At 71.9% G+C, this 21251-nt stretch carries 16 protein-coding genes; 7 read left to right on the top strand and 9 right to left on the bottom strand.

Going from position 1 to position 21251, the window contains the following annotated elements; all coding sequences use genetic code 11:
• Positions 1-103: 103 nt before the first annotated feature.
• Positions 104-2908 (top strand): pitrilysin family protein, encoded by a 2805-nt coding sequence (locus EIM48_RS04325; RefSeq protein WP_125111137.1) that lies wholly within the window; start codon positions 104-106, stop codon positions 2906-2908.
• A gap of 91 nt (positions 2909-2999) precedes the next feature.
• Here EIM48_RS04325 and ubiB read toward each other — a convergent pair whose 3' ends face one another.
• The 5 genes from ubiB to oleC form a co-directional block, all read right to left on the bottom strand.
• Positions 3000-4658 (bottom strand): ubiquinone biosynthesis regulatory protein kinase UbiB, encoded by a 1659-nt coding sequence (gene ubiB, locus EIM48_RS04330; RefSeq protein ID WP_125111138.1) that lies wholly within the window; start codon positions 4656-4658, stop codon positions 3000-3002.
• Positions 4655-5287: an SCP2 sterol-binding domain-containing protein gene (locus EIM48_RS04335; RefSeq protein ID WP_028914369.1), complete on the bottom strand. Its 633-nt coding sequence runs from the start codon at positions 5285-5287 to the stop codon at positions 4655-4657. The genes ubiB and EIM48_RS04335 overlap by 4 nt, the downstream gene beginning before the upstream one ends.
• A gap of 123 nt (positions 5288-5410) precedes the next feature.
• Positions 5411-5569 carry a DUF1328 domain-containing protein gene (locus EIM48_RS04340; RefSeq protein ID WP_019399423.1) on the bottom strand — a complete coding sequence of 53 codons (159 nt, stop codon included), beginning with the start codon at positions 5567-5569 and terminating at the stop codon, positions 5411-5413.
• A 68-nt stretch (positions 5570-5637) separates the two neighbouring features.
• The gene (gene oleD, locus EIM48_RS04345; RefSeq protein WP_125111139.1) at positions 5638-6645 is read right to left on the bottom strand and encodes a 2-alkyl-3-oxoalkanoate reductase; all 1008 of its coding nucleotides are present in this window, start codon (positions 6643-6645) and stop codon (positions 5638-5640) included.
• Positions 6642-8309 (bottom strand): olefin beta-lactone synthetase, encoded by a 1668-nt coding sequence (oleC, locus tag EIM48_RS04350; protein ID WP_019399421.1) that lies wholly within the window; start codon positions 8307-8309, stop codon positions 6642-6644. The genes oleD and oleC overlap by 4 nt, the downstream gene beginning before the upstream one ends.
• 115 nt (positions 8310-8424) lie before the next feature.
• Between oleC and EIM48_RS04355 the strand changes: the two genes are divergently transcribed.
• Complete coding sequence (locus tag EIM48_RS04355) at positions 8425-8853, top strand: YkgJ family cysteine cluster protein (protein WP_028914366.1); 429 nt, start codon at positions 8425-8427, stop codon at positions 8851-8853.
• 113 nt (positions 8854-8966) lie between these two features.
• On the opposite strand, the gene EIM48_RS04360 is transcribed toward EIM48_RS04355, so the two are convergent.
• Positions 8967-9881 carry an alpha/beta fold hydrolase gene (locus tag EIM48_RS04360; RefSeq protein WP_028914365.1) on the bottom strand — a complete coding sequence of 305 codons (915 nt, stop codon included), beginning with the start codon at positions 9879-9881 and terminating at the stop codon, positions 8967-8969.
• A gap of 118 nt (positions 9882-9999) precedes the next feature.
• On the opposite strand from EIM48_RS04360, the gene EIM48_RS04365 reads away from it, so the two are divergent.
• Entirely contained in the window at positions 10000-10719 is a 720-nt protein-coding gene (locus EIM48_RS04365; RefSeq protein WP_232210957.1) for a UPF0149 family protein, read from the top strand.
• A 96-nt stretch (positions 10720-10815) separates the two neighbouring features.
• On the opposite strand, the gene EIM48_RS04370 is transcribed toward EIM48_RS04365, so the two are convergent.
• The 3 genes from EIM48_RS04370 to EIM48_RS04380 form a co-directional block, all read right to left on the bottom strand.
• Positions 10816-11832 carry a 3-oxoacyl-ACP synthase III gene (locus tag EIM48_RS04370; protein ID WP_019399417.1) on the bottom strand — a complete coding sequence of 339 codons (1017 nt, stop codon included), beginning with the start codon at positions 11830-11832 and terminating at the stop codon, positions 10816-10818.
• A gap of 93 nt (positions 11833-11925) precedes the next feature.
• Positions 11926-12240: a DUF4156 domain-containing protein gene (locus EIM48_RS04375; RefSeq protein WP_019399416.1), complete on the bottom strand. Its 315-nt coding sequence runs from the start codon at positions 12238-12240 to the stop codon at positions 11926-11928.
• A gap of 106 nt (positions 12241-12346) precedes the next feature.
• Positions 12347-15199 (bottom strand): pitrilysin family protein, encoded by a 2853-nt coding sequence (locus EIM48_RS04380; protein WP_028914363.1) that lies wholly within the window; start codon positions 15197-15199, stop codon positions 12347-12349.
• A gap of 99 nt (positions 15200-15298) precedes the next feature.
• Here EIM48_RS04380 and EIM48_RS04385 point away from each other — a divergent pair, with 99 nt between their 5' ends.
• From EIM48_RS04385 to EIM48_RS04400, 4 genes are all read left to right on the top strand, one after another.
• Positions 15299-15997 carry an SDR family oxidoreductase gene (locus EIM48_RS04385; RefSeq protein ID WP_028914362.1) on the top strand — a complete coding sequence of 233 codons (699 nt, stop codon included), beginning with the start codon at positions 15299-15301 and terminating at the stop codon, positions 15995-15997.
• 590 nt (positions 15998-16587) lie between these two features.
• Entirely contained in the window at positions 16588-16995 is a 408-nt protein-coding gene (locus EIM48_RS04390) for a hypothetical protein (protein ID WP_028914361.1), read from the top strand.
• Positions 16996-17082: 87 nt separating this feature from the next.
• Entirely contained in the window at positions 17083-17559 is a 477-nt protein-coding gene (locus EIM48_RS04395) for a tRNA (cytidine(34)-2'-O)-methyltransferase (RefSeq protein ID WP_125111140.1), read from the top strand.
• A 471-nt stretch (positions 17560-18030) separates the two neighbouring features.
• Positions 18031-21051: a TonB-dependent receptor gene (locus tag EIM48_RS04400; protein ID WP_125111141.1), complete on the top strand. Its 3021-nt coding sequence runs from the start codon at positions 18031-18033 to the stop codon at positions 21049-21051.
• Positions 21052-21251 lie beyond the last annotated feature (200 nt).

The raw sequence follows: 21251 nt of genomic DNA on the forward strand, positions 1-21251 counted from the left end.
ATGCGGCCGTGCCGGCGCGGCTTCAGGGACGCTTCAAGCCCGCGCCGCCGCATTCTGGGAAACTCGGCGCCGGCCATGAGGCCGCAGCAACTGGAGACCAAGGATGATCCCCGGAAGACATGCACTCGCCCTGACCCTCGCCGTCGCCCTGCTGGCGCCCGCCTGGGGCGCCGGCGCCGCCGCGCCCGCCCTGCCGCGCGGCGTCAGCGCCGGTCCCTCCATCGAGGGCATCAGCGAATACACCCTGGGCAACGGCCTGCGCGTGCTGCTGTTCCCCGACCCGACCAAACCCACGGTCACGGTCAACCTGACCTACGGGGTCGGCTCGGTGCACGAGACCTACGGCCAGACCGGCGCCGCGCACCTGCTCGAGCACCTGCTGTTCAAGGGCACGCCCGCGCACCGCGACATCAGCGGCGAGATGAAGCGCCGCGGCATCCGCTACAACGCCACCACCGGGCAGGACCGCACCAACTACTTCGCCTCCTTCCCCGCCGGCGGCGACAACCTCGACTGGGTGCTGGCGATGGAAGCCGACCGCATGGTCAACGCGCGCCTGGAACGCGCCGACCTGGACAGCGAGATGACGGTGGTGCGCAACGAGCTGGAGGCCGGCGAGAACAACCCCAGCGGCGTGCTGGTGCAGCGCGTGCGCGCGGCCGCCTACCAGTGGCATGGCTATGGCCAGGCCACCGTGGGCGCGCGCTCGGACGTGGAGGCGGCCGACATCGGCCAGCTGCGCGCCTTCTACCGGACCTGGTACCGCCCGGACAACGCCACCCTGGTGGTCGCCGGCCGGATCGACCCGGCGGATGTGCTGCGCAAGGTGCAGGCCACGTTCGGCAAGCTGCCCGCGCCGGCCACGCCGCTGCCGCGGCGGGCCACGGTGGAGCCGCCGCAGGACGGCGAGCGCGAGGTCACCGTGCGCCGCACCGGCGACTTGCGCATCGCCATGGCCAGCTACCACATCCCGGCCCGCACCCATGCCGACAACGCCGCGCTGGTGGTGCTGGCGCAGGTCCTGGGCCACACCCCCGGCGGGCGCCTGCACAAGGCCCTGGTCGAGCCGCGGATCGCCGCCGGCGTCGGTGCCGGTGCCGACGGCCTGGCCGAGCCGGGCCTGTTCAGCGCGGTGGTGGTGCAGCCGCGCGACGGCGACGGCGAGCGCGCCGAGCAGGTGCTGCTGGCGCAGCTGGAGGAACTGGCGCGCAACCCGGTGACCGAGGCCGAGGTCGAGCAGGCCCGGCAGCGGGTGGCCAATGCCTACGACCTGTACTTCACCGACGTCAACGCGGTGGGCATGGGCTTGTCGGAGTTCGTCGCCGCCGGCGACTGGCGCCTGCTGTTCACCAGCCGCGACGCGATCGCCGCGGTGACCGCCGCCGACGTCAACCGCGTCGCCGCCGCCTACCTGCGCCGCGACAACCGCACCCTGGGCCGCTTCGTGCCCACCGACGAACCGCAGCGGGTACAGGTGCCGGCGGCCCCGGCCGCGGCCGAGGTGGTGGCCGGTTACACCGGGCGCCAGGCGCTGGACGCCGGCGAGCACTTCGATCCCACGCCGCAGAACATCGAGGCCCGCACCCAGCGCTTCACCCTCGGCGACGGGCTCCGGGTGGCGCTGCTGCCCAAGCGCACCCGCGGCGGCACCGTGGTGGTCGACGGCTACTTCCGCTTCGGCGACGCGCAGTCGCTGGCCGGGCGCCAGCATGCCGCCGGCCTGGCCGGGGCGATGCTGATGCGTGGCGCGCGCGGGCTGGACCGCGAGGCCATCGACCGCAGGCTGGAGGAGCTGCAGGCCCGGGCCCAGGTGGCCGGCGGGCTGCAGGGTGCACAGCTGTCGCTGATCGGCCGCCGCGAGCGGCTCGGCGAGACCCTGGAACTGCTGGCCACCCTGCTGCGCGAGCCGACCTTCCCCGAGGACGAGTTCGAGCAGCTGCGGCTGCAGGCCATCACCGGGCTGGAGGCCTCGCGCGGCGAGCCGGGCGCGGTGGCGCAGCGGGCGCTGGCGCTGCACTTCGATCCGTGGCCGGAAGGGCATCCGCTGCACGCGCAGAGCCTGGATGAAACCCTGGCCGCGGTGCGTGCGCTCCGGCGCGAGGAGGTGGTGGCGTTCCACCGCGACTTCTACGGCACCGCGCAGGGCGAGATCGCGATCGTCGGCGACTTCGACCCGGAGGCGGTGCGCGCGCAGCTGGAACGCCTGTTCGCCGGCTGGCGCAGTCCGCATCCGTACCAGCCGATCGCCACCCGGCATGCCGAGGTCGCGCCGCTGCAGCGGCAGCTGCCGACCCCGGACAAGGCCAACGCGGTGCTGCTGGCGCGGCAGAACGTGGCCCTGCGGGTCACCGACCCGGACTACCCGGCGCTGGTGGTGGCCAACCGCATCCTCGGCGGCGGCGCGCTCAAGTCGCGCCTGGGCGACCGCATCCGCCAGAGGGACGGCCTCAGCTACGGGGTCAGCAGCTCGTTGCATGCCGACGACAGCGCCGACGGCGTGGACGATGCCGGCAACCTGCTGATCCAGGCCATCGCCGCGCCGCAGAACCTGGCCCGGGTCGAGGTGGCCATGCGCGAGGAACTGCAGCGGCTGGTGGCCGAGGGCATCACCGAGGCGGAACTGCAGGATGCGGTGTCCGGCCTGCTCACCGAGCGCGCGCAGGCGCGCGCGGACGACCAGAACGTGGCGGGCATGCTCCAGGACCAGCTGTACTTCGGCCGCACCATGGCCTTCACCGCGGAACTGGACGAGGCCTACCGCAGGCTGACCACGGCCCAGGTCAACGCCGCCATCGCCCGCCACCTGGCCCCGGGCAAGCTGAGCGTGGTCGCCGCCGGCGACTTCGACGCGGTGGCCCGCGCCGGCTCCGGCGCCGCCGCCCCGGCCGCGCCGGCCATGGCCGACTAGCCCCGGCAAGCCCGCCGCCAGGCGCGGCGGGCGCAGCGGCGAACGGGCCCGCGCGAGGCGGGCCCGTTCGTTGCTTGCGGCTGCGCGGGGGTCAGCGTCGCGGCAAGGCCGCCAGCACCGCCCACAACCCGCCGATTCCGGCGACCCAGGCCGACAGCGGCACCCCGGCCAGGCGCGGACCGCCGGCCTCCAGCGCGTACAGCACCGCCGCCACCAGCAGCAGGCCCACGCCCAGGATCGCCGCCACCGCCCGCCGCTGCATCACCCGCAGGGTGTGCTCGATCCCGGCCAGGTCGGGCGAGTGGATGCCCATCCGGTGCCGGCCCTGCACCTGCTGCTCCAGCCACTCGTGCAGCAGGCGCGGCATCTCCGGTGCGCGGGTCATCAGCTCCGGGGCGCGCTGGCGGAACTCGCGCAGCAACCGGCGCGGGCTGTAGCGCTCGCGCAGGATCTTCCCAAGCACCGGGCTGGCCACCGCCCAGATGTCCAGCTGCGGATCCAGCTGCCGGCCCACGCCCTCGATGTTGAGCAGGGTCTTCTGCAGCAGGATCAGCTGCGGCTGCAGGGTCAGTTCGTAGCGCTGCGCGGTGCGGAACAGCTTGGCCAGCACCTCGGCCAGCGAGACCTCGCTCAGTGGCCGGGTGAAGTACGGCTCGCACACCGCGCGCGCCGCCGCCTCCAGTTCCTCGATCCGCACCGTGGCCGGCATCCAGCCCGCCTCCACGTGCAACTCGGCGATGCGGCGGTAGTCCTGGCGGAAGATCGCCATGAAGTTCTCGGCCAGGTAGTACTGGTCGCGCGGCGACAGCTGGCCGACGATGCCGAAGTCCAGGGCGATGAAGCGTGGGTCGTGGCGCCGCGCCGGGTCGCCATCGACCCAGATGTTCCCCGAGTGCGCGTCGGCGTGGAAGAAGTTGTCGCGGAACACCTGGGTGTAGAACACCCGCACGCCCTTGGCCGCCAGCACCTTGCGGTCGATGCCTGCGGCATCCAGCGCGGCGATGTCGTCGGAGGGGATGCCGTGCACCCGCTCCATGGTCAGCGCCCGCTGCGCGCTGTGCGACCAGATCACCTCCGGCACGTACAGGTCCGGCGAGTCCTTCCAGAAGCGGCGCATCACCGAGGCGTTGGCGCCCTCGCGCTGCAGGTCCAGCTCGGCGGCCAGGGTGGACTCGATCTCGGCCACCACCGCCTGCGGGCGGATGCGGTCGGCCCGCGGATGGGCGCGGTCGACCAGCGCCGCCAGCGAGCGCAGCAGGGCGAGGTCGGCGTCGATCTGGCGCTCGATGCCCGGGCGCAGCACCTTGACCACCACCTCGCGGCCGTCGTGCAGGCGCGCCGCGTGCACCTGGGCGATCGAGGCCGAGGCCAGCGGGCGGGTGTCGAAGCCGGCGAACGCGGCCTCCACCGGCCGCCCCAGCGCCTGCTCGACGATGGCCCGCGCCGCCTGGCCGTCGAACGGCGCCACCTGGTCCTGCAGCAGGGACAGCTCCGCCGCGATGTCCGCCGGCAGCAGGTCGCGGCGGGTGGACAGGATCTGCCCGAACTTGACGAAGATCGGTCCCAGTTCCTGCAGCGCCAGGCGCAGGCGCATGCCGCGCGGCTGCGAGGCCACGTCGGCCGCCGCTCGCGGCACGAACGGCTTGGCCAGGCGCAGCCAGCGCTCGGCCGGGGTGCCTTCCAGCAACGCGTCCAGCCGGTAGCGCAGCACCACCCGGGCGATGCGCCAGGCGCGCAGCGCGGCCCTCATGGCGCGCCTCCGGGCACGCGCAGGCGGGCGATGCGCGCGGCCAGGCGCTCGACGTCGTCGCGGACCGCATCGACCTCGTCGTTGAACGCGGCCAGCTCGGCGCGGCCGACCACGTCGCGCGATTCCTCCACCAGGTATTCGGCACCGGAACGCGCCAGGCCGCCGGCCAGCCCGCGCGCGCCGCGCAGGGCCGCGGCCGCGGCATTGGCCAGCTGCACGCCCAGCACCGGGCCGAACAGCTCCACGAACGGCTGCTGCCAGTCCGGTTCGAAGCCGGAGGCCAGCTTCTGCAGGCGCCGTGCCAGGTCGGCGTCGCCGGACACGTGCAGGCGCCCGGCGGGCTTGCCGCGCGCGGCGGCGGCCAGGAACGGCAGCTGGCCGAGCAGGCCGCCGATGGTTCCGCGCACGGCCAGGTCGGCCTCGCGCAGCGGCGGGCCGACCTGCAGGTAGCGGTCATGCACGCGGATTTCCAGCGCCAGCGCCGGGCGCTCCAGGGTCAGGGAAACGCTGCGACCGTCCAGCTGCGCCAGCGCGGCGAGGGTATCCGGGTCCAGCGCCGCGGCACGGTTGAGCGCCGCTTCCAGGGCGCGTCCGGCCAGCGGCTTGAGGGCATCGAGGGGGCTTGGCATGCGGCCATTCTAGCGGTCGCGGCGGCGCCGCACCGGAAAACCCGGGGTCCGGATACGACACGGGCGCAGCCAGTGGCCACGCCCGTGCTGGGGTTCCGGCGGCGCCAGGGGCGCCGGCGCGGACTAGACCCGCCTGCCGCGCAGCAGCGAGATCGCACCCAGGATCAGGAACACGACGAACAGGATCCAGGCGATGTTGGTGGCGGCGCCGGCGATGCCGCTGAAACCCAGCAGGGCGGCGATCACGGCGATGACGAAAAACACGACGGCGTAATGGAGCATCTGGGCATTCCTCGGGGTGGCGCCGCGGGGGGCGGTCGAGCGGCATGCTGCCCAAGCGCCGGTCGTGATCAGGTGACGGATGCGCCCTGTTGCCAGCTGGCCTTCAGCCTGATGATTCCCTCGTCAAAACCGACCCTTGGCACGTAGCCGAAGTCGCGCCGCGCCGGCTCCATGCTGTACCAGTGCGCGGTGGCCAGCTGCTCGGCGAGGAAGCGTGTCATCGGCGGCTCGCTGCGCAGGCGCAGCAGCGGCCACAGCCGCTCGCACACCGCACCGATGCGGTACGCCGTCTTGAACGAAATGCTGCGCGTGACCGGCGGCGCACCGGCGGCCTGCAGCAGGCGGTTGAGCACCTCGCGGATCGGCAGCGGTTCGCCGTTGGAGATGAAGTACGCCTTGCCGGCGCAGGCCGCATCCGGCGCCAGGCGGTCCAGCGCGTCCAGGTGCGCCTGGGAGGCGTTGTCGATGTAGGTGGTGTCGACCAGGTTGGAGCCGTCGCCGACCAGGCGCAGGCGCCCGGCATGCGCGCGTTCGACCAGGCGCGGCAGGATCTGCGGATCGCCCGGGCCCCAGATCAGGCGCGGGCGCAGCGCGACCACCGCCAGCTCCGGTCCGTTGGCCGCCAGCGCCTCCTGCTCGGCGATGGCCTTGGTCGCCGCGTACGGCGCCTGGAAATCCTCGCCGTAGGGCACTTCGTCCGCGCCCAGGCCTTCCACCGGATGGGTGGCGCGATGGGTGACGCTGGGCGTGGAGGTGTAGACCAGCCGCTGCACGCCATTGGCGCGGCAGGCGGCAATCACGTTGCGGGTGCCGACCACGTTGGCCTGGTAGTAGCTGTCGTAGCTGCCCCAGGCGCCGGCCTTGGCGGCGTTGTGCAGCACCGCGTCCATGCCCGCCACCGCCCGCGCGACCGCGGCCGCGTCGGCCAGGTCGCCAAGGTGCTGGACCACGCCCATCGCCTGCAGCGCGGGCGAATGGCTGCGCTGGAAGCTGTGCACCGCATGGCCGCGCGCCAGCAGCGCGCGGCACAGGGCCTGGCCGAGGAAGCCTCCGCCACCGGTCACCAGCACCTTCATCGGGCCTTCTCCAGTTGCCGGGCCGCCCATGCGGCGAGCTTCTCGCGTCCGATCTTGGCGTTGTGGCGGATGTCGACCGGGAACGCGGGATGGCGCAGGAAGCGGCCGATGCGCGCGGTCTGCGGGGTACGGCTGCCAAGCATGCGCAGTTCCTCGGCGATGCGCTCGAACTCGGTGGCGCGCACGCCGCGGGCCAGTTCCACGCACAGCACCGGAACCTGCGCCCCGGGCGCGCCCACGCCTACCAGCGCGGTGCGGCGCACGCGCGGATGCACGTTGAACACCGGCTCGACCTGCTCGGTGTACAGCGGGCCCTGCTCGGTCTCCACGCGCTGGGTCTTGCGCCCGCAGAACCACAGCCGGCCGTGTTCGTCGAAATAGCCCACGTCGCCCATGCGGTGCACGACGCGGGTGCTGCCGTCGGCCAGGGCCTCGCGGATCTTGGCCGCGCGGGTGGCGGCCTCGCGGTTGAAATAGCTGTCGGTGGCGGTCGGGCCGGCGACGGTGATCTCGCCCACTTCGCCCACGCCCAGCACGCGCGCCTGGCTCCAGCTTTCGATCGGGCCGTCGTCCACGGCGATGATGCGCACCTCGTTGGGCGCCACCGGGCGGCCCACGCAGGTGCCGGCGCCGGCCTCGGTGGCGGCGCGGGTTTCCTGAAGCTCGCGGCCCTCGATCACCGCCACCGGCAGGCACTCGGTGGCGCCGTAGGGCGTCCAGAACTGCGCATCGGCCGGCAGCAGCGCGCGGATCTTCTCCACCACCTCCGGCGGCACCGGCGCGCCGGCGGAAGTGGCGCGGCGCACGGTGGGCAACGGCGCACCATGGTCGGCCAGCACCCGCATCAGCGCCGGCGAACCGAACAGCTGGGTCACGCCGAAGCGCGCGATCGCATCGTGCAGGCGGCGCGGGTCGGCCTCGGCCGGGCGGGTCGGATCCATGTCCGGGATCACCGAGGTCAGGCCCAGGGCCGGATCGAACAGGGCGAACGGCGGGAAGGTCGGCAGGTCCACGCCACCGGGCTCGATGCCGAAGGCCTCGCGCATCAGCGCGATCTGGGCGACGAAGTGGCGGTGGCGGTAGACCACGCCCTTGGGCACGCCGGTGGAGCCGCTGGTGAACAGGATCGCGGCGACCTCGTCCGGAGCGGTGTCGGCCAGCTGCGGGCCGGCACCCTGGCCGGCGCGCTCGACCGCGGCCAGGGTGGTCCCGCCCCAGCCCATGCGGGTGCCCACCGTGACCAGCTTCCTCGCCGACGGCGCCCAGCCCAGCAGGCGCCGGGCCACGTGCGCCAGCGGGATGCCGATGAAGGCCTCGGCGCGGGCCTCGTCCAGGCACTGCTTCAGCGCGCGGCGGTCGATGCCCGGGTCCACCAGCACCGGCACCGCCCCGGCCTTGAACAGGGCGAACATCACCAGGAAGAACTCCGGCGAGGGCCGCACCATCACCACCGTGCGCACGCCGCGGCCGATGCCGTGCGCGGCCAGGCCGGCGGCGAGCGCATCGCTGCGGGTGTCCAGGGTGCGGTAGTCGAGGACCACGTCGTAGCGGGCCAGGCCGCGGCCGGAGGCGCGCTTGCCGGGGCAGCGGATCGCGGGCTGGTCGGGACGCTCGGCGGCCAGCCGCGGCAGCGCCGCGGCGATGTTGCAGGGGCTGGAAGTCATGCGGGGATTATCCCACGCGCGTGCCCACCGCCCGGCGCCACTTCGCCGCCGCCACCGGATGCGGCAGAATCGCGCCTCCCGCAACTGCAGCCGCGCAAGGCCCGGCCCGCCCCCCATGCATCCCTGCCTCACCTGTGGCGCCTGCTGCACCCAGTACCGGGTCGCCTTCCACTGGATGGAATCGGATGAAGTGACCGAAGGGGGCGTACCCGCCGCACTGACCCAGCGCCTGGACGCGCACCGCCTGTGCATGCGCGGCACCTACGGCCCGCCGGTGCGCTGCGTGGCGCTGGACGCGGACATCGGGGTGTACTCGCGCTGCACCATCCACCCCAACCGGCCCTCGGTATGCCGCGAGGTGGATGCGTCCTGGGAATTCGGCGCCGCCAGCTCGCAATGCGACCGCGCCCGCATCGCCCACGGCCTGCCACCGCTGACCCCGGCCGACTGGACCTGGCGCGAAGCCGCCAGCAACGACGACGGCGAACCGGACGACAGCGGCAACAGCCCGTCCTCGCCGCCGGTCACGCCAATCGCGGCCTAGGCGGCTGCATCGCAACGGGCGCCATCCCGCATTGCGGGAAGGCAGGGATTCGCCGCATGGATTTTCCTGCGGCGCGGGCTAGCCCGCGCAGGGAAAGCCGGCCCGTGGTCCGCTCAGGCCAGCGGATTGGCGTCGAGGAAGGCGCGGATCGCCGGCACCAGCACTTCGTGCCTGTCTTCCAGCACGTAGTGGCCGGCGTCCTCGAACGCATGCACCTGCGCGCGCGGCAGGTCGGCGCGGAAGCGCTCGAGGAAGTGGTGGTCGAACACGAAATCCTTCAGGCCCCAGCCGATGAAGGCCGGGCGGTCGGCGAAGGACGGCAGCGCCTTGCCGGCCGCTTCCAGCAGCGGCCAGGCCTTGTCGCCGGGGCGCAGCGGGATGTCCTGCATGAAGCGGATGGTGGAGATGCGGTTCTTCCACGAGTCGTAGGGAGCCACGTAGGCACGGCGCACGTCGGCCGGCATCTTCCGCTCCACGCCGAAGTACGAGGCGCCGGCGGAGAAGGCGTTGAACGCGCGGATGATGACTTCGCCGACGAAGTAGTCGCGGCCCAGCGCGATCTGCCAGGGCATCTGCTTGGCCGCCGGCATCGGGAACGCGGCGGTATTGAGGACCACCAGGCGCTTGACCTGGGCCGCATGCGACAGCGCCCAGCCGAAGCCGATCATCCCGCCCCAGTCGTGCACGGCCAGGGTCACCGGGGTGGCGTCGTCGACCCCGGCATGGCGCAGCAGCGCCTCCAGGTCGTCCACCCGCGACTGCAGGGTGTAGTCGTAGCGCGGCGAGGCGGTGGGGCGGTCGTCCGGCTTGTCCGACAGGCCCATGCCGACGTGGTCGGGGACGATGCAGCGGTAGCGGCCGACCAGCGCGGCCACCAGGGTGCGCCAGTAGTAGCTCCACGACGGGTTGCCATGCAGCATCACCACGACTTCGCCGTCGCGCGGGCCCTCGTCCAGGTAGGACATGTGGATGCCGGGCCGGACTTCGAAGCGGCGGGGGTGCTCGGGGTAGCCGGGGAACTGGGACACGGGCAGCAGGTTCGCGCGGAAACCGCGCATTGTAGGCCAGCGCGGACCCGCCACGGCCCCGCCGCGGCCCGCCAGGGACTACCATGCACGCCCCTCCACCGTTCCAGCCGCCATGGCCATGCCCCCGCCCTATCTCGACGACGCGCAGATCGAACGCCTCTCCACCCTGCTTGAACAGCGCGCCGTGCCCTTCCGCGGCTTCAACCTGGAGGCGCTGGACGGCTTCCTGTCGGCCCTGGCGGTGGCACCTGCGCCGGTGCCGCCGGAGGAATGGCAGCCGGTGGTCTGGGGCGGCAAGCTGCCCAGCTGGGGCAGCCCGGAGGAGGCCGAAGAGGTCCAGGCCCTGCTGCAGGGCCACTGGAACATGTGCGTGGCCCGCGCCCGCCAGGGCGAGGACCTGCCGGAACACCTGCTGCCGCTGATGTGGCTGCCCGAGGACCCGGAAAGCGCGGACGAGGCCCTGGCCGAGGACGAACTGGACGTGGGCCGGGAATGGGCGCTGGGCTTCTTCGAGGGCGCGGCCCTGCGCGAGGAGGCCTGGGACCGCTGGCTGGACGAGCACGAGTGGATCGAGGAGATCTTCGACCTGCTCGAGCGCCTGGCCTCCGGCGAGGTGGTCGATCCGGAACACCCGGAGAAGGAGCCGGTGCCGCTGGCCTACCGCGAGCGCCTGGACATCGTCATGGACCTGCCGGGCATGCTGGCCGACCTCAACCACCAGCACATCGCCGAACAGACTCCGCGCACCCCGATCCGCCGCGAGGACGGCCCCGGCCGCAACGATCCCTGCCCCTGCGGCAGCGGCAAGAAGCACAAGAAGTGCTGCGGCGCCGGCTGAGGCCGCGCCGCCACCCCGGCCCCGGCAGCGATGCCGGACGCCGGAAAAGCAAAGGGCCGGCAGAGCCGGCCCTTTGTCATGCGGGGCAGGAGTGGGTTACCACACCACCTCGGCCATCGAGCAGTTCAGGCCCGAGCCGATGCCCAGCAGGGCGATCCGGTCGCCCTTCTTCAGGCGCCCCAGTTCCTTGAGCTTGCTCAGCACGATCGGCACCGAGGCCGGGCCGATGTTGCCGTGTTCGCCGAAGATGGTCATGACCTTCTTCGGATCCACGCCCAGCGACTTGATGAAGGCCTTGGTGTGCGGGCGGCTGACCTGGTGGATCACGAACTGGTCCAGCTCGTCCACCGCCCAGCCCAGCGCCTGCTTGGCCGCGGCGAAGGTCTTGGTGGCCAGTTTGATGCCCTCGATCAGCAGCAGGCGGGTGTCGGTGACCATGCGGTCGAGGTTGCCGCGGCACAGCTGGTTGAACTCGGTGGCCGAACGGGTCACGCCGCCCTTGTAGCGCGGGGCATCCGGGGCCAGTTCGCGGCGGCACAGGACCATGGCCGCGGCGCCGCAGCCCAGGGTCAGGGCCGCCATCTCGTCGCGGAATTCCTGCTCGGTCACGTCCGGGGCGCTCATGCGCTCCAGGGTCTTCTCGTACACCAGGTTGGCGGTCTCGCCGTCCACCACCAGGGCGTAGTCGATCTCGCCGCGCTCGAGCATGCGCGCGGCGATGTCCATGCCGTTGATGAAGGCCAGGCAGGCGTTGGCGACGTCGAAGGTCATGCACTCCTCGGACACGCCCAGGTTGCCGGAGACGATGGAGGCAGTGGACGGCTCCAGGTAGTCGCGGCTGACCGAGGTGTTGACCAGCAAGCCGATCTTCTCCACGCCGATGCCGGCGTCCTCGAGCGCCTTGCGCGCAGCCATGGTCGCCACGTCGGAGGCCGTCATGCCGTCATCCCACAGGCGGCGGGCATGGATGCCGGCGATGTCGCCCAGCACGTCCACCCGGATGCCGAGGCGGTCCAGGGTCGGCTTCAGGCGCGCGTTGATTTCCTCCGAGGTCAGGGTATGCGGCGCATCGATATGCGCCAGCCCCGCGATCGAGACGTTCTTGAAAAGCATGGCTAGACCACGCCGGTAAGGCGAAAGGGGCGTCGATTCTACCGGTTGCCCGCCTTCACCGCACCTTTACGTACGGGGCGGGGCGTGCCCCGTTCAGGGACACTGCCAGGCGGCGAAGCGCTGGGTCCCGCCGGCCGGCTCGCCCAGCGGCTGGACCACGTTGGCCCCGACCCCCGGGGCCTCGTTGCGGGCCAGGCTCTCCAGCTCGTCGCGGACCTTGACCTGGTCGCGCTGGTAGAAGCCCACGCTGTGCTTGACCGAGACCTCGACCTCGCCCTGGCGGGTGCAGCCGGCCGGGGCCGCCCCGGCGGCGATCACGCGCACGGCCTTGCCCTGGGGCTGCAAGGGCACCCAGGTGCAGGCGGCCAGCGGGAGGACGAGCAGGAGGGAGGCGGCGGCAAGGCGCATGCGGGTCTTCCGGGAAGGTGAAGGCAGGCCGGAAAGCCTGCCATGGTTCGGTGCAACAGGGGGACAACCGCCGGCGCCGCCCGTCGGGACGGCGCCGGCGCACGGGTCAGCGCGCGACCGGGCGACCGTCGGCGTCGATCACGTGGACCGGGCCGAGCTTGAGCGCGCGCACCGGCTGCTCGACCTGCTTGAGGTCGCCCACCACAACCCAGACCAGCTTGTCCGGATCCAGGGTGGCGGCCGCCTGCTGCACCTGCTCCACGGTCAGCGCCTCGATCCGGGCCTTGCGCCGGAACACCCAGTCGTCCGGGCGGTCGTAGCGGACGATGCCACCGATGGTGCCCAGCACCGCGCGCGCGGTTTCGTAGGCACCGGGCAGGCTGCGGATCTCGGTGGCCTGGATCTTGGCCACCTCGGCCGGGGTCGGCGGCTTGCGCCCGCCGACGTACTCGCGCACCTCGCGGTCCAGCTCGGCCAGGGCCTCGGCGGTCTTGTCGATCTGCACCGGGGCAAAGGCCATCCACGGCCGCTGGCCCAGGGCCTGGGTGGTGAAGCTGTAGGCGCCGTAGGCCCAGTGCTTGTCCTCGCGCAGGTTCATGTTCAGGCGCGAGGAGAACTCGCCGCCCAGCACCGAGTTGGCGAAGTCGAACACGATGGTCGACGGGTCCTTGGTCGAGGGCACGACCTGGCCCGCGAGGATGGTGGCCTGCACCGCGCCGGGCTGGTCGATCAGGTACACCGCCGCCGCCTGCGGACGCTCCACCTCCGGGATGGCCTCGACCGCGGCCGGGGCCGGGGCGGCCGCCTTCCAGTCGCCGAAGTGGCGCTCCAGCAGCGGCACGATCTCCTCCAGGGTGGTATCGCCGACCACGATCAGGGTGGCGCCGTCCGGGCGCACCCACTGCGCGTGGAAGGACTGCAGGTCCTCGCGGGTCAGCGAGGCGATGGATTCCTCGGTGCCGGTGCCGCTGAACGGGATCGCGTAGGGGTGGCCCTGGCCGTACAACAGCGGCGGCAGCACGCGCATGGCCGCGCCGTTGGGGCGCGCCTTCTCCTGGGCGATGCCGGCCAGCCAGGTGGCGCGCACGCGTTCGATCTCCTTCTGCTCGAAGCGCGGGCGGCGGACCATGTCGGCGAACAGCTGCAACGACGCGTCCAGGTTTTCCTTCAGCGCCGACAGGTAGGCGTTGCCGCCGTCCAGGGTGGCGCCGGCGCCGAGCACCGCGCCCAGCGACTCGGCGCGGTTGGCGAAGCCCAGCGCGTCCAGCTCGCCGGCGCCCTCGTCGAGCATGGCCATGGTGAAGCTGGAGGTGCCCAGCTTGCGGCCCAGGTCGGCGGCGAAGCCGCCCTTGAACTCGTAGCTCAGCTGCACCACCGGCACCGCGTCGCGGCGGGCCAGGATCACCTGGGTGCCGTTGCTGAGCGTGGCCCGCTCCAGCGCCGGGAATTTCAGGTCCGGGAAGCGGTCGGGCATGGGCACGCCCTTGCTGCGGTCCACCTGCGGCTTCAGCGCGCGGTACTTGCGGTCCGGCGGCGGCAGCTTGAACGGTTCCGGGGTCGGCGACGGTTCCTCGGCCAGCGCCTGGCGCTCGCCCGGCAGCACCACCAGGGTGTGCGAACCCTCGCCCAGCCAGGTGCGGCCGGCCTCGCGCACTTCCTCGACGGTGGCGTTGGCGACCACCTCCAGGGCGTCGCGGAAGCAGCCGGGGTTGCCGGTGTACACCGCGCACTCGGCCAGGGCGTCGGCCTTGCCGCCGAAGCCGCCGATGCGCTCGATCCCGCGCACCACCGAGGCCTTGGTCATGATCTTGGCCTGGCCCAGCTCCTCGGCGGTCGGCCCCTCGGCCAGCAGGCGCGCGATTTCCTCGTCCAGCGCCTTCTCCACCTGCGCCGGGTCCACGCCCTGGCGCACGTCGGCGGTGACGTAGAAGGTGGAGGCCAGCTCGAACGGCAGCACGTAGGCGCTGACCTTGTCGGCCAGCTTGTCCTCGAATACCAGGCGGCGGTCCAGGCGCGAGCCGCGGCTGCCGCCCAGCACCTGGGCCAGCAGCTGCAGCCGCTCCAGGTCCGGCTTGCCGTATTGTTCCACGCTCCAGGCGCGGTAGATGCGCGCCTGCGGGACCTTGTCCTCCATCGTCTCGCGCGTGGTCGCGCGCTTCACCGGGCCGGCCTGGATCCGCTCCAGGGTCGGGCCGGCGGGGATGTGGCCGAAGTAGCGGGTGACCTTCTCGCGCGCGGTCTTCACGTCGATGTCGCCGGCCAGCACCAGCACCGCGTTGTTCGGGCCGTACCAGGCACGGAACCACTGCTTCACGTCCTCCAGCGAGGCCGCGTTGAGGTCGTTCATCGAGCCGATCGTGCTGTGGTGGTACGGGTGGTCCTTGGGGTACAGCGCGCGGTAGATCAGGTCGTCGGCCTGGCCGTAGGGCTGGTTCTCGCCCTGGCGCTTCTCGTTCTGGACCACGCCGCGCTGCTCGTCCAGCACCTTCTGGTCGATCGCGCCGAGCAGGTGGCCCATGCGGTCGGACTCCATCCACAGCGCCAGGTCCAGCGCGGTGGTGGGCACGTTCTGGAAGTAGTTGGTGCGGTCCAGCCAGGTGGTGCCGTTCATGTCGGTGGCGCCGACCAGCTCGAACGGCTCGAAGTACTCGCCGCGGTGGTTCTCCGAGCCGTTGAACATCAGGTGCTCGAACAGGTGGGCGAAGCCGCTGCGGCCGGCCGGTTCGTCCTTGCTGCCGACGTGGTACCAGATGTTCACCGCCACGATCGGCGCCTTGCGGTCGGTGTGCACCACCACGCGCAGGCCATTGGGCAGGGTGAACTCCTCGTACGGGATCAGCACCTCGCTGCCGGCCGCGGGACGGGTGGCGGCATCCGCCGGGGCCAGTCCGGCGACCCCGAAGGTGGCGGTGATGGCCATGGCCAGGGCCGCGGCGAGCGGCCTGCGCGTGATCCTCATCGTGACGCTCCCTGTGCTGTGATTGGTGCGCCGATGCTAGCCGCCACGGGCGGCCTTTACACTAGGCCACAAGCCATCCCGGCCGGAGCGGACACGGACATGCGCCACTGCCTGGTCACCGGGGCCAACCGCGGCCTCGGCCTGGAGTTCACCCGCCAGCTGCTGGCGCGCGGCGCGCGCGTGGTCGCCACCGCCCGCCATCCCGGCCGCGCCGCCGCGCTCAATGCCCTGGCCGGGGATTACCCCGGGCGCCTGCACGTGCTGCCGCTGGACGTGGCCGCTGCGCGCAGCCGCGGGGAACTGGCGCGCGAACTGGCGCTGGTGCTGGACGGCCAACCGCTGGACCTGCTGCTCAACAACGCCGGCGTGCTGCACGGCGGCGAGCGCTTCGGCCAGGTGGCCGAGGCCGACCTGGAAACCAGCCTGCGCACCAACGCCATCGGCCCGTTCCTGCTGGTGCAGGCGCTGGCGGACCTGCTGGCCGACGGCGGCATCGTCGCCAACCTGTCCTCGGAGATCGGCTCGCTGGCGCTGCGCCGCGAGTTCCGCACCCCCAGCTACGCCGTCGGCAAGGCCGCGCAGAACATGGGCACGGTGCTGCTGTCCCGGGCGCTGCAGCCGCGCGGCATCCGTGTGGTGGCCCTGCATCCGGGCTGGGTGCGCACCGACATGGGCGGCGAGCGCGCCCCGGCCCTGCCGGCGGAGGCCGCCGCCGCGCTGCTGGCGGTGCTGGACCGCCTGGGCCCGGACGACAGCGGCCTGTTCCTCGGCCCCGACGGCGCGGTCCTGCCCTGGTGAGAACGGTTGCCCGGGCCCGGCCGGCCGCTACGAAGGCGGCGGCCGCAACCGGAAGCACGCATCCGGCCTGAGGCTGCAATCCGCTCCGGCGCCCGACCCCGGCCCTCCCGGTTCCTGCCGTGCCTCCGCTTTCCCCGGCCAGGCCGCGCGGCCTGGCGACGGGCGCACGACCACCCCGTCGGCTGGCGCTCCACGCCCTGCGCCGGCAGCTGCACGGGGCCAGCGCTGCGGCCGGCCCTGGCGGCGACACGCCACCGGCTTCCAGGCCGTTCCGGTCCCGGATTTCGGCCCTGCTGCGGCCTGCGGACCGGTGACCACGACCCTCGTCCGCATCCCTGTCCGGCGCGGTGTCCGCCCCGTGCGGACGTCCGCGCCGTCCCGCGGACACCGGGTCAGAAATCCAACCAATTGATCTGGAAGAAGAAATTCTTGGCACGCGACGTGCTTTGTACAGCTTTCCCCGGAAGCACTCCGAGGGTTACTGAATAAATGCTGAAGCAGCGTGCCGGAACCCCACCTTCTCCTTGCACCCTCTGCTTAGGTGTACTACATTACTACCACACCACTGATCAACGACACCGGAGCACACGATGAACGCCAAGACCCTTGCCGCCTCGTTGGCCCTTGCCCTCGCCGCGACGCCTGCCTTTGCCGCCGAGACCCCGCGCGTCGACCACATCGTCGACCTGCCGGCGGTCGAGGTCCGCCCGGATCCGGCCCTGCGCGCCGAGCTGGCCGCCAACCGCATCGTCGACCTGCCCGCCGTCGTGGTCCGCCCGACCACCGCGCAGAAGGCCGAATACCTGGCGGTGCAGGCCATGCAGGGCCGCATCGTCGACCTGGCCACGGTCTACGTCCGCCCCACCGCCGAGCAGCTGGCCGAGCGCGCCGCGATCGTCGCCCGCGAGCAGGCCGAGGCCCTGGCCGTGCAGGTCGGCAACACCCTGGCCGGGCAGGCCCAGGCCCACGTCGGCGGCCTGGCCGCGATGGGTAACTGAGTGCGGGCCGCGGAAGACACCGGCGGACGCGGCGCAGGCCGCAAGGCGCTCCAGCGCCCCGTCCGCCGGCACGTCTAGAATCCGCGGATGCCAGCCCCCGTTTTCGACGTCCTGCTCTACCAGCCCGAGATCCCGCCCAACACGGGCAACGTGATCCGCCTCTGCGCCAACACCGGCGCCCGCCTGCACCTGATCGAGCCGCTCGGCTTCAGCATGGAAGACCGGCAGCTGCGCCGCGCAGGCCTGGACTACCACGAATACGCCAGCGTGCAGGTCCATCCCGACCTCGCCACCGCGCTGGAACGCATCTCCCCCCGACGCCTCTTCGCCCTGAGCACCCGCGGCCAGGTCCGCCACGACCAGCCGGCCTATGCCGACGGCGACGCCTTCCTGTTCGGCTGCGAGACCCGCGGCCTGCCCGACGCGGTCCTGGAAGCGGTGCCGGAAGCACAGCGCCTGCGCCTGCCGATGCGCCCGGGCAACCGCAGCCTCAACCTGTCCAACGCCGTGGCCGTGCTCGTGTTCGAGGCCTGGCGCCAGCACGGGTTCGCCGGCGGCCAGTAGCCGCCCCCGCTCCCCTCCCCTGCAGGCGCGCCCTCCGCCCTGCACTCCAGACACCGCGTGCCCGCTGCCGCCCAGGCCCGGTCCTGTCCCCGGCGCGGTTCGTGGCCATGGCCGGCCATCCGCACGGCGGCGGGGAACCGGGCCGGACGATGTCAACGTTGTCACGCAAAGACCGGCCGCTGGTCTGTCCAAGTCCCGTTCCTGTCCACTCCGAAGCACCGGCAGGACACCACGTGTCTCGTCCCGCCGGCTCCGGGTGCGGCCCCGGGAAACTGTTGATCCCAATGGCCTTTCCCGGTGTGTGCGCAAATTTCTGCTGCACGGCAACACAGCCGGGCCGGTGTTAGCGCTACATCGGTTCCGGGGTGGCCAATTTCGCCCCGAATCGTTGACAACGCTGTCAGCCGGACTCCCAATCGTGCGCACCGGGCCCGTGCCCGGCCACCCACGTCCCGGAGAGGGGAGGATCCCATGAAGCGTTCCCATGCACCCGGCCGGCCGCGACGGCGGCTGCTGAGTACCGCCCTGATGGTGGCGCTGGCGCCACCGGCCACCCAGGCCCTGGCCCAGGAGGCACCGCCGGCCGCCGACCCGGTCCAGGAACTGGACGCGGTCGTCGTCACCGGCATCCGCGCCAGCCTGGCCTCGTCCATGAACCTCAAGCGCGACGCCCAGGGCGTGGTCGACGGCATCGTCGCCGAGGACATCGGCAAGTTCCCCGACACCAACCTGGCCGAGGCCCTGCAGCGCATCAGCGGCGTGTCCATCGACCGCACCAGCAGCGGCGAGGGCTCCAAGGTCACCGTGCGCGGCATCAGCCCGGACTACAACCTGGTGTTGCTCAACGGCCGGCAGATGCCGGCGTCCAACCTCGGCCCGGGCGGCGGCGGCACCTCCAACTCGCGCTCGTTCGACTTCGCCAACCTGGCGGCCGAGGCGATCTCGGCGATCGAGGTCCACAAGACCGGGCGCGCCGAACTCCCCACCGGCGGCATTGGCGCCACCCTCAACGTGAAGACCGCCCGCCCGCTGGACATCGGCCAGTTCCTCGGCAGCGTGGGGCTCAAGGCGGTGCACGACACCTCGGTCGACAACCTGCCGCGCAGCTTCGCCGGCAGCAAGTTCACCGGCGAGCTGTCCGGCATCTTCAGCCAGACCTTCGCCGACAACACCTTCGGCGTCATGGTCAGCGGCAGCTACCAGGAACGCGACTCCGGCTTCTCGCAGGCCTCGGTGGCCGACGGCTGGCTGACCTTCCCCGGCGACGATGCCACCAGCGGCACCCGCCTGCCGCTGTCGGGCGAGCCCGGCTACGAACGCATCCAGAACCGTCCCGGCCCCGACGACATCTATGCGCGGCCGCAGAACACCGGCTACAGCGTCAACGGCGTCCAGCGCCAGCGCACCAACGGCAACATCACCCTGCAGTGGGCGCCCAGCGACGCGGTCACCGCGACGCTGGACTACAACTACATGGAGAACAAGGTCCAGCAGCAGCGCAGCGAGCTGTCGGTGTGGTTCAACTACCAGCCCGGCGACAGCTCCTGGACCGACGGCCCGGTGGCCGCGCCGACCTGGTACTCGGAGGACATCCCGGCCGGCAACAGCGACCTCTCCATGGGCGGCATGCGCCTGGCCACGAAGAACAGCGGCGATTCGCTGGGCTTCAACGTGGAATGGGAAGTCAACGACGCCCTGGGCCTGGAGTTCGACTACCACAAGGCCAAGGCCGAATCGCGCCCCGACGGTCCGTATGGCTCGGCCGGCGTGCTTGGCGTGGCCGCGTTCGTGCGCGGCACCACCTCGGTGGACTACACCGGCGAGATCCCGATCGTGAACGTGGTCCTGCCGCCGGGCATGGACGAAGTCGGTCCGGCCGACGCGGTGGTCACCGGCTCCGTGTTCCAGAACAGCTACAACCGCTCGGAGGTCGAGCAGTTCCAGGTACGCGGACGGTTCGAGTTCGGCGACTACTCCGGGCTGGATTTCGGCGTGTCCGCCACCGAGGTCGACAACCGCACCGCGGCCTCGGTGATGCAGGCCGACAACTGGGGCGGCCTCGGCAGCCCGGGCGACTACGACGATGGCATCTGGTACCTGGACCACATGTCGCGCTACTTCGACGCCTTCGGCAACTCCGGCGACCCGCGCTGGAGCGACGGCTTCCTGGTGTTCGACTTCGAACGCCTGCGCCAGCGCGCGGCGCAGATCCCGCAGCCGGACGGCCAGCCCTGCCCGTCCTGCTACCAGATGCGCCCGGACTACACCGACGACCTGCGCACCACCGAGAAGACCCGCAGCGCCTACCTGCAATGGACCAACACCTTCGACTGGTCCATGCCCCTGGACGTGGCGGTGGGGGTGCGCTACGAGAAGACCGAGGTGGAGTCGTCGGCGCTGGTGCGCATCCCCACCGGCATCAGCTGGGTGGCGGCCAACGAGATGTACGTGCAGTACGCCGACGAGCAGGGCTTCACCACGCTGGACGGCGAGTACGACTACTTCCTGCCCAACCTCGACCTGGCCCTGCACATCCGCGACGACCTGGTGCTGCGCGGCAGCTTCAGCGAGACCATCGGCCGCCCGGGCTGGCAGGACATCCAGGGCGGCCAGCGCCTGGACAACATCGTGCGTACCATCGGCGGCAACGGCAGCCGCGGCAACCCCGCGCTGGAACCGCTGGAATCGCGCAACTTCGACCTGTCGCTGGAGTGGTACTACGGCGAGGCCAGCTACGTGTCCGCCGGCTATTTCCGCAAGAACGTGCGCAACTTCATCAGCAGCACGGTGCTGCGCGAGTCGCCGTTCGAGCTGCACACGCCGGTGGGCGGCGCCTACTGGAACGAGGCCACCTCCACCGGCGGTTGCGGCCAGACCGACCTGCCCTGCATCCGCGACTACATCTTCGCCAACTTCGACGGCCAGCCCGGCGTGGCCTACACCGGCCTCAACTCGGCCGGGCAGATGACCGGCAGCATCGAAGGCCTGCCCGGCGATCCGGTGGCGCAGTTCGACATCACCGTGCCGGTGAACCAGCGCCGCGACCACGTCGACGGCTTCGAGCTGAGCATCCAGCACGTGTTCGGCGAAACCGGCTTCGGCCTGGCCGCCAACTACACCAAGGTGGATTCGGGGCTGACCTTCGACAACGCCAGCCTGGAGACCCAGTACCCGATGGTGGGCCTGAGCGATACCGCCAACCTGGTCACGTTCTACGACAAGGACCGGTGGCAGGTGCGCGCGGCGTACAACTGGCGCGACAAGTTCTTCAACGGCATTGGCGGCCAGGGCCCGAATCCGAACTGGACCGAGGAATACGGCCAGCTGGATGCGATCGTCAGTTATTCGGTCACCGACAACCTGGTGCTGAGCCTGGAGGGCATCAACCTGACCGACGAAACCCAGCGCATCCACGCCCGCCACCGCAACATGGTGCGCTACGCCACCCAGACCGGCCCGCGCTACATGTTCGGCCTGCGCTACCGCTTCTGACCGTGCAGCAACCCGCCGCGCCCTCCCTCCCGGGCGCGGCGGTTTCCGGGTCGCCGGAAGGACCTGGCGACCTTTCTTTCCACCCCCGCGCTGCGGCACGATGCCGCCACGCCCTTCCTGGACCTGGCGCCGTGGACGAACAGGCCATCCATCGCCGACACCCCGCCGGCCCGGCGGGCGGGACGATCCCGGAACTGGAG

It is taken from the genome of Pseudoxanthomonas sp. SGNA-20 (assembly GCF_003931635.1).
Classification (GTDB): domain Bacteria; phylum Pseudomonadota; class Gammaproteobacteria; order Xanthomonadales; family Xanthomonadaceae; genus Pseudoxanthomonas.

What these genes read in the sequence shown, in the direction of transcription:
- EIM48_RS04380 (WP_028914363.1), bottom strand. Translation starts at nt 15,199, where the DNA reads ATGAGGATCACGCGCAGGCCGCTCGCCGCGGCCCTGGCCATGGCCATC.
- EIM48_RS04365 (WP_232210957.1), top strand. Translation starts at nt 10,000, where the DNA reads ATGCCCCCGCCCTATCTCGACGACGCGCAGATCGAACGCCTCTCCACC.
- EIM48_RS04395 (WP_125111140.1), top strand. Translation starts at nt 17,083, where the DNA reads ATGCCAGCCCCCGTTTTCGACGTCCTGCTCTACCAGCCCGAGATCCCG.
- EIM48_RS04370 (WP_019399417.1), bottom strand. Translation starts at nt 11,832, where the DNA reads ATGCTTTTCAAGAACGTCTCGATCGCGGGGCTGGCGCATATCGATGCG.
- ubiB (WP_125111138.1), bottom strand. Translation starts at nt 4,658, where the DNA reads ATGAGGGCCGCGCTGCGCGCCTGGCGCATCGCCCGGGTGGTGCTGCGC.
- EIM48_RS04375 (WP_019399416.1), bottom strand. Translation starts at nt 12,240, where the DNA reads ATGCGCCTTGCCGCCGCCTCCCTCCTGCTCGTCCTCCCGCTGGCCGCC.
- EIM48_RS04400 (WP_125111141.1), top strand. Translation starts at nt 18,031, where the DNA reads ATGAAGCGTTCCCATGCACCCGGCCGGCCGCGACGGCGGCTGCTGAGT.
- EIM48_RS04355 (WP_028914366.1), top strand. Translation starts at nt 8,425, where the DNA reads ATGCATCCCTGCCTCACCTGTGGCGCCTGCTGCACCCAGTACCGGGTC.
- oleC (WP_019399421.1), bottom strand. Translation starts at nt 8,309, where the DNA reads ATGACTTCCAGCCCCTGCAACATCGCCGCGGCGCTGCCGCGGCTGGCC.
- EIM48_RS04325 (WP_125111137.1), top strand. Translation starts at nt 104, where the DNA reads ATGATCCCCGGAAGACATGCACTCGCCCTGACCCTCGCCGTCGCCCTG.
- EIM48_RS04340 (WP_019399423.1), bottom strand. Translation starts at nt 5,569, where the DNA reads ATGCTCCATTACGCCGTCGTGTTTTTCGTCATCGCCGTGATCGCCGCC.
- EIM48_RS04385 (WP_028914362.1), top strand. Translation starts at nt 15,299, where the DNA reads ATGCGCCACTGCCTGGTCACCGGGGCCAACCGCGGCCTCGGCCTGGAG.
- EIM48_RS04335 (WP_028914369.1), bottom strand. Translation starts at nt 5,287, where the DNA reads ATGCCAAGCCCCCTCGATGCCCTCAAGCCGCTGGCCGGACGCGCCCTG.
- oleD (WP_125111139.1), bottom strand. Translation starts at nt 6,645, where the DNA reads ATGAAGGTGCTGGTGACCGGTGGCGGAGGCTTCCTCGGCCAGGCCCTG.
- EIM48_RS04390 (WP_028914361.1), top strand. Translation starts at nt 16,588, where the DNA reads ATGAACGCCAAGACCCTTGCCGCCTCGTTGGCCCTTGCCCTCGCCGCG.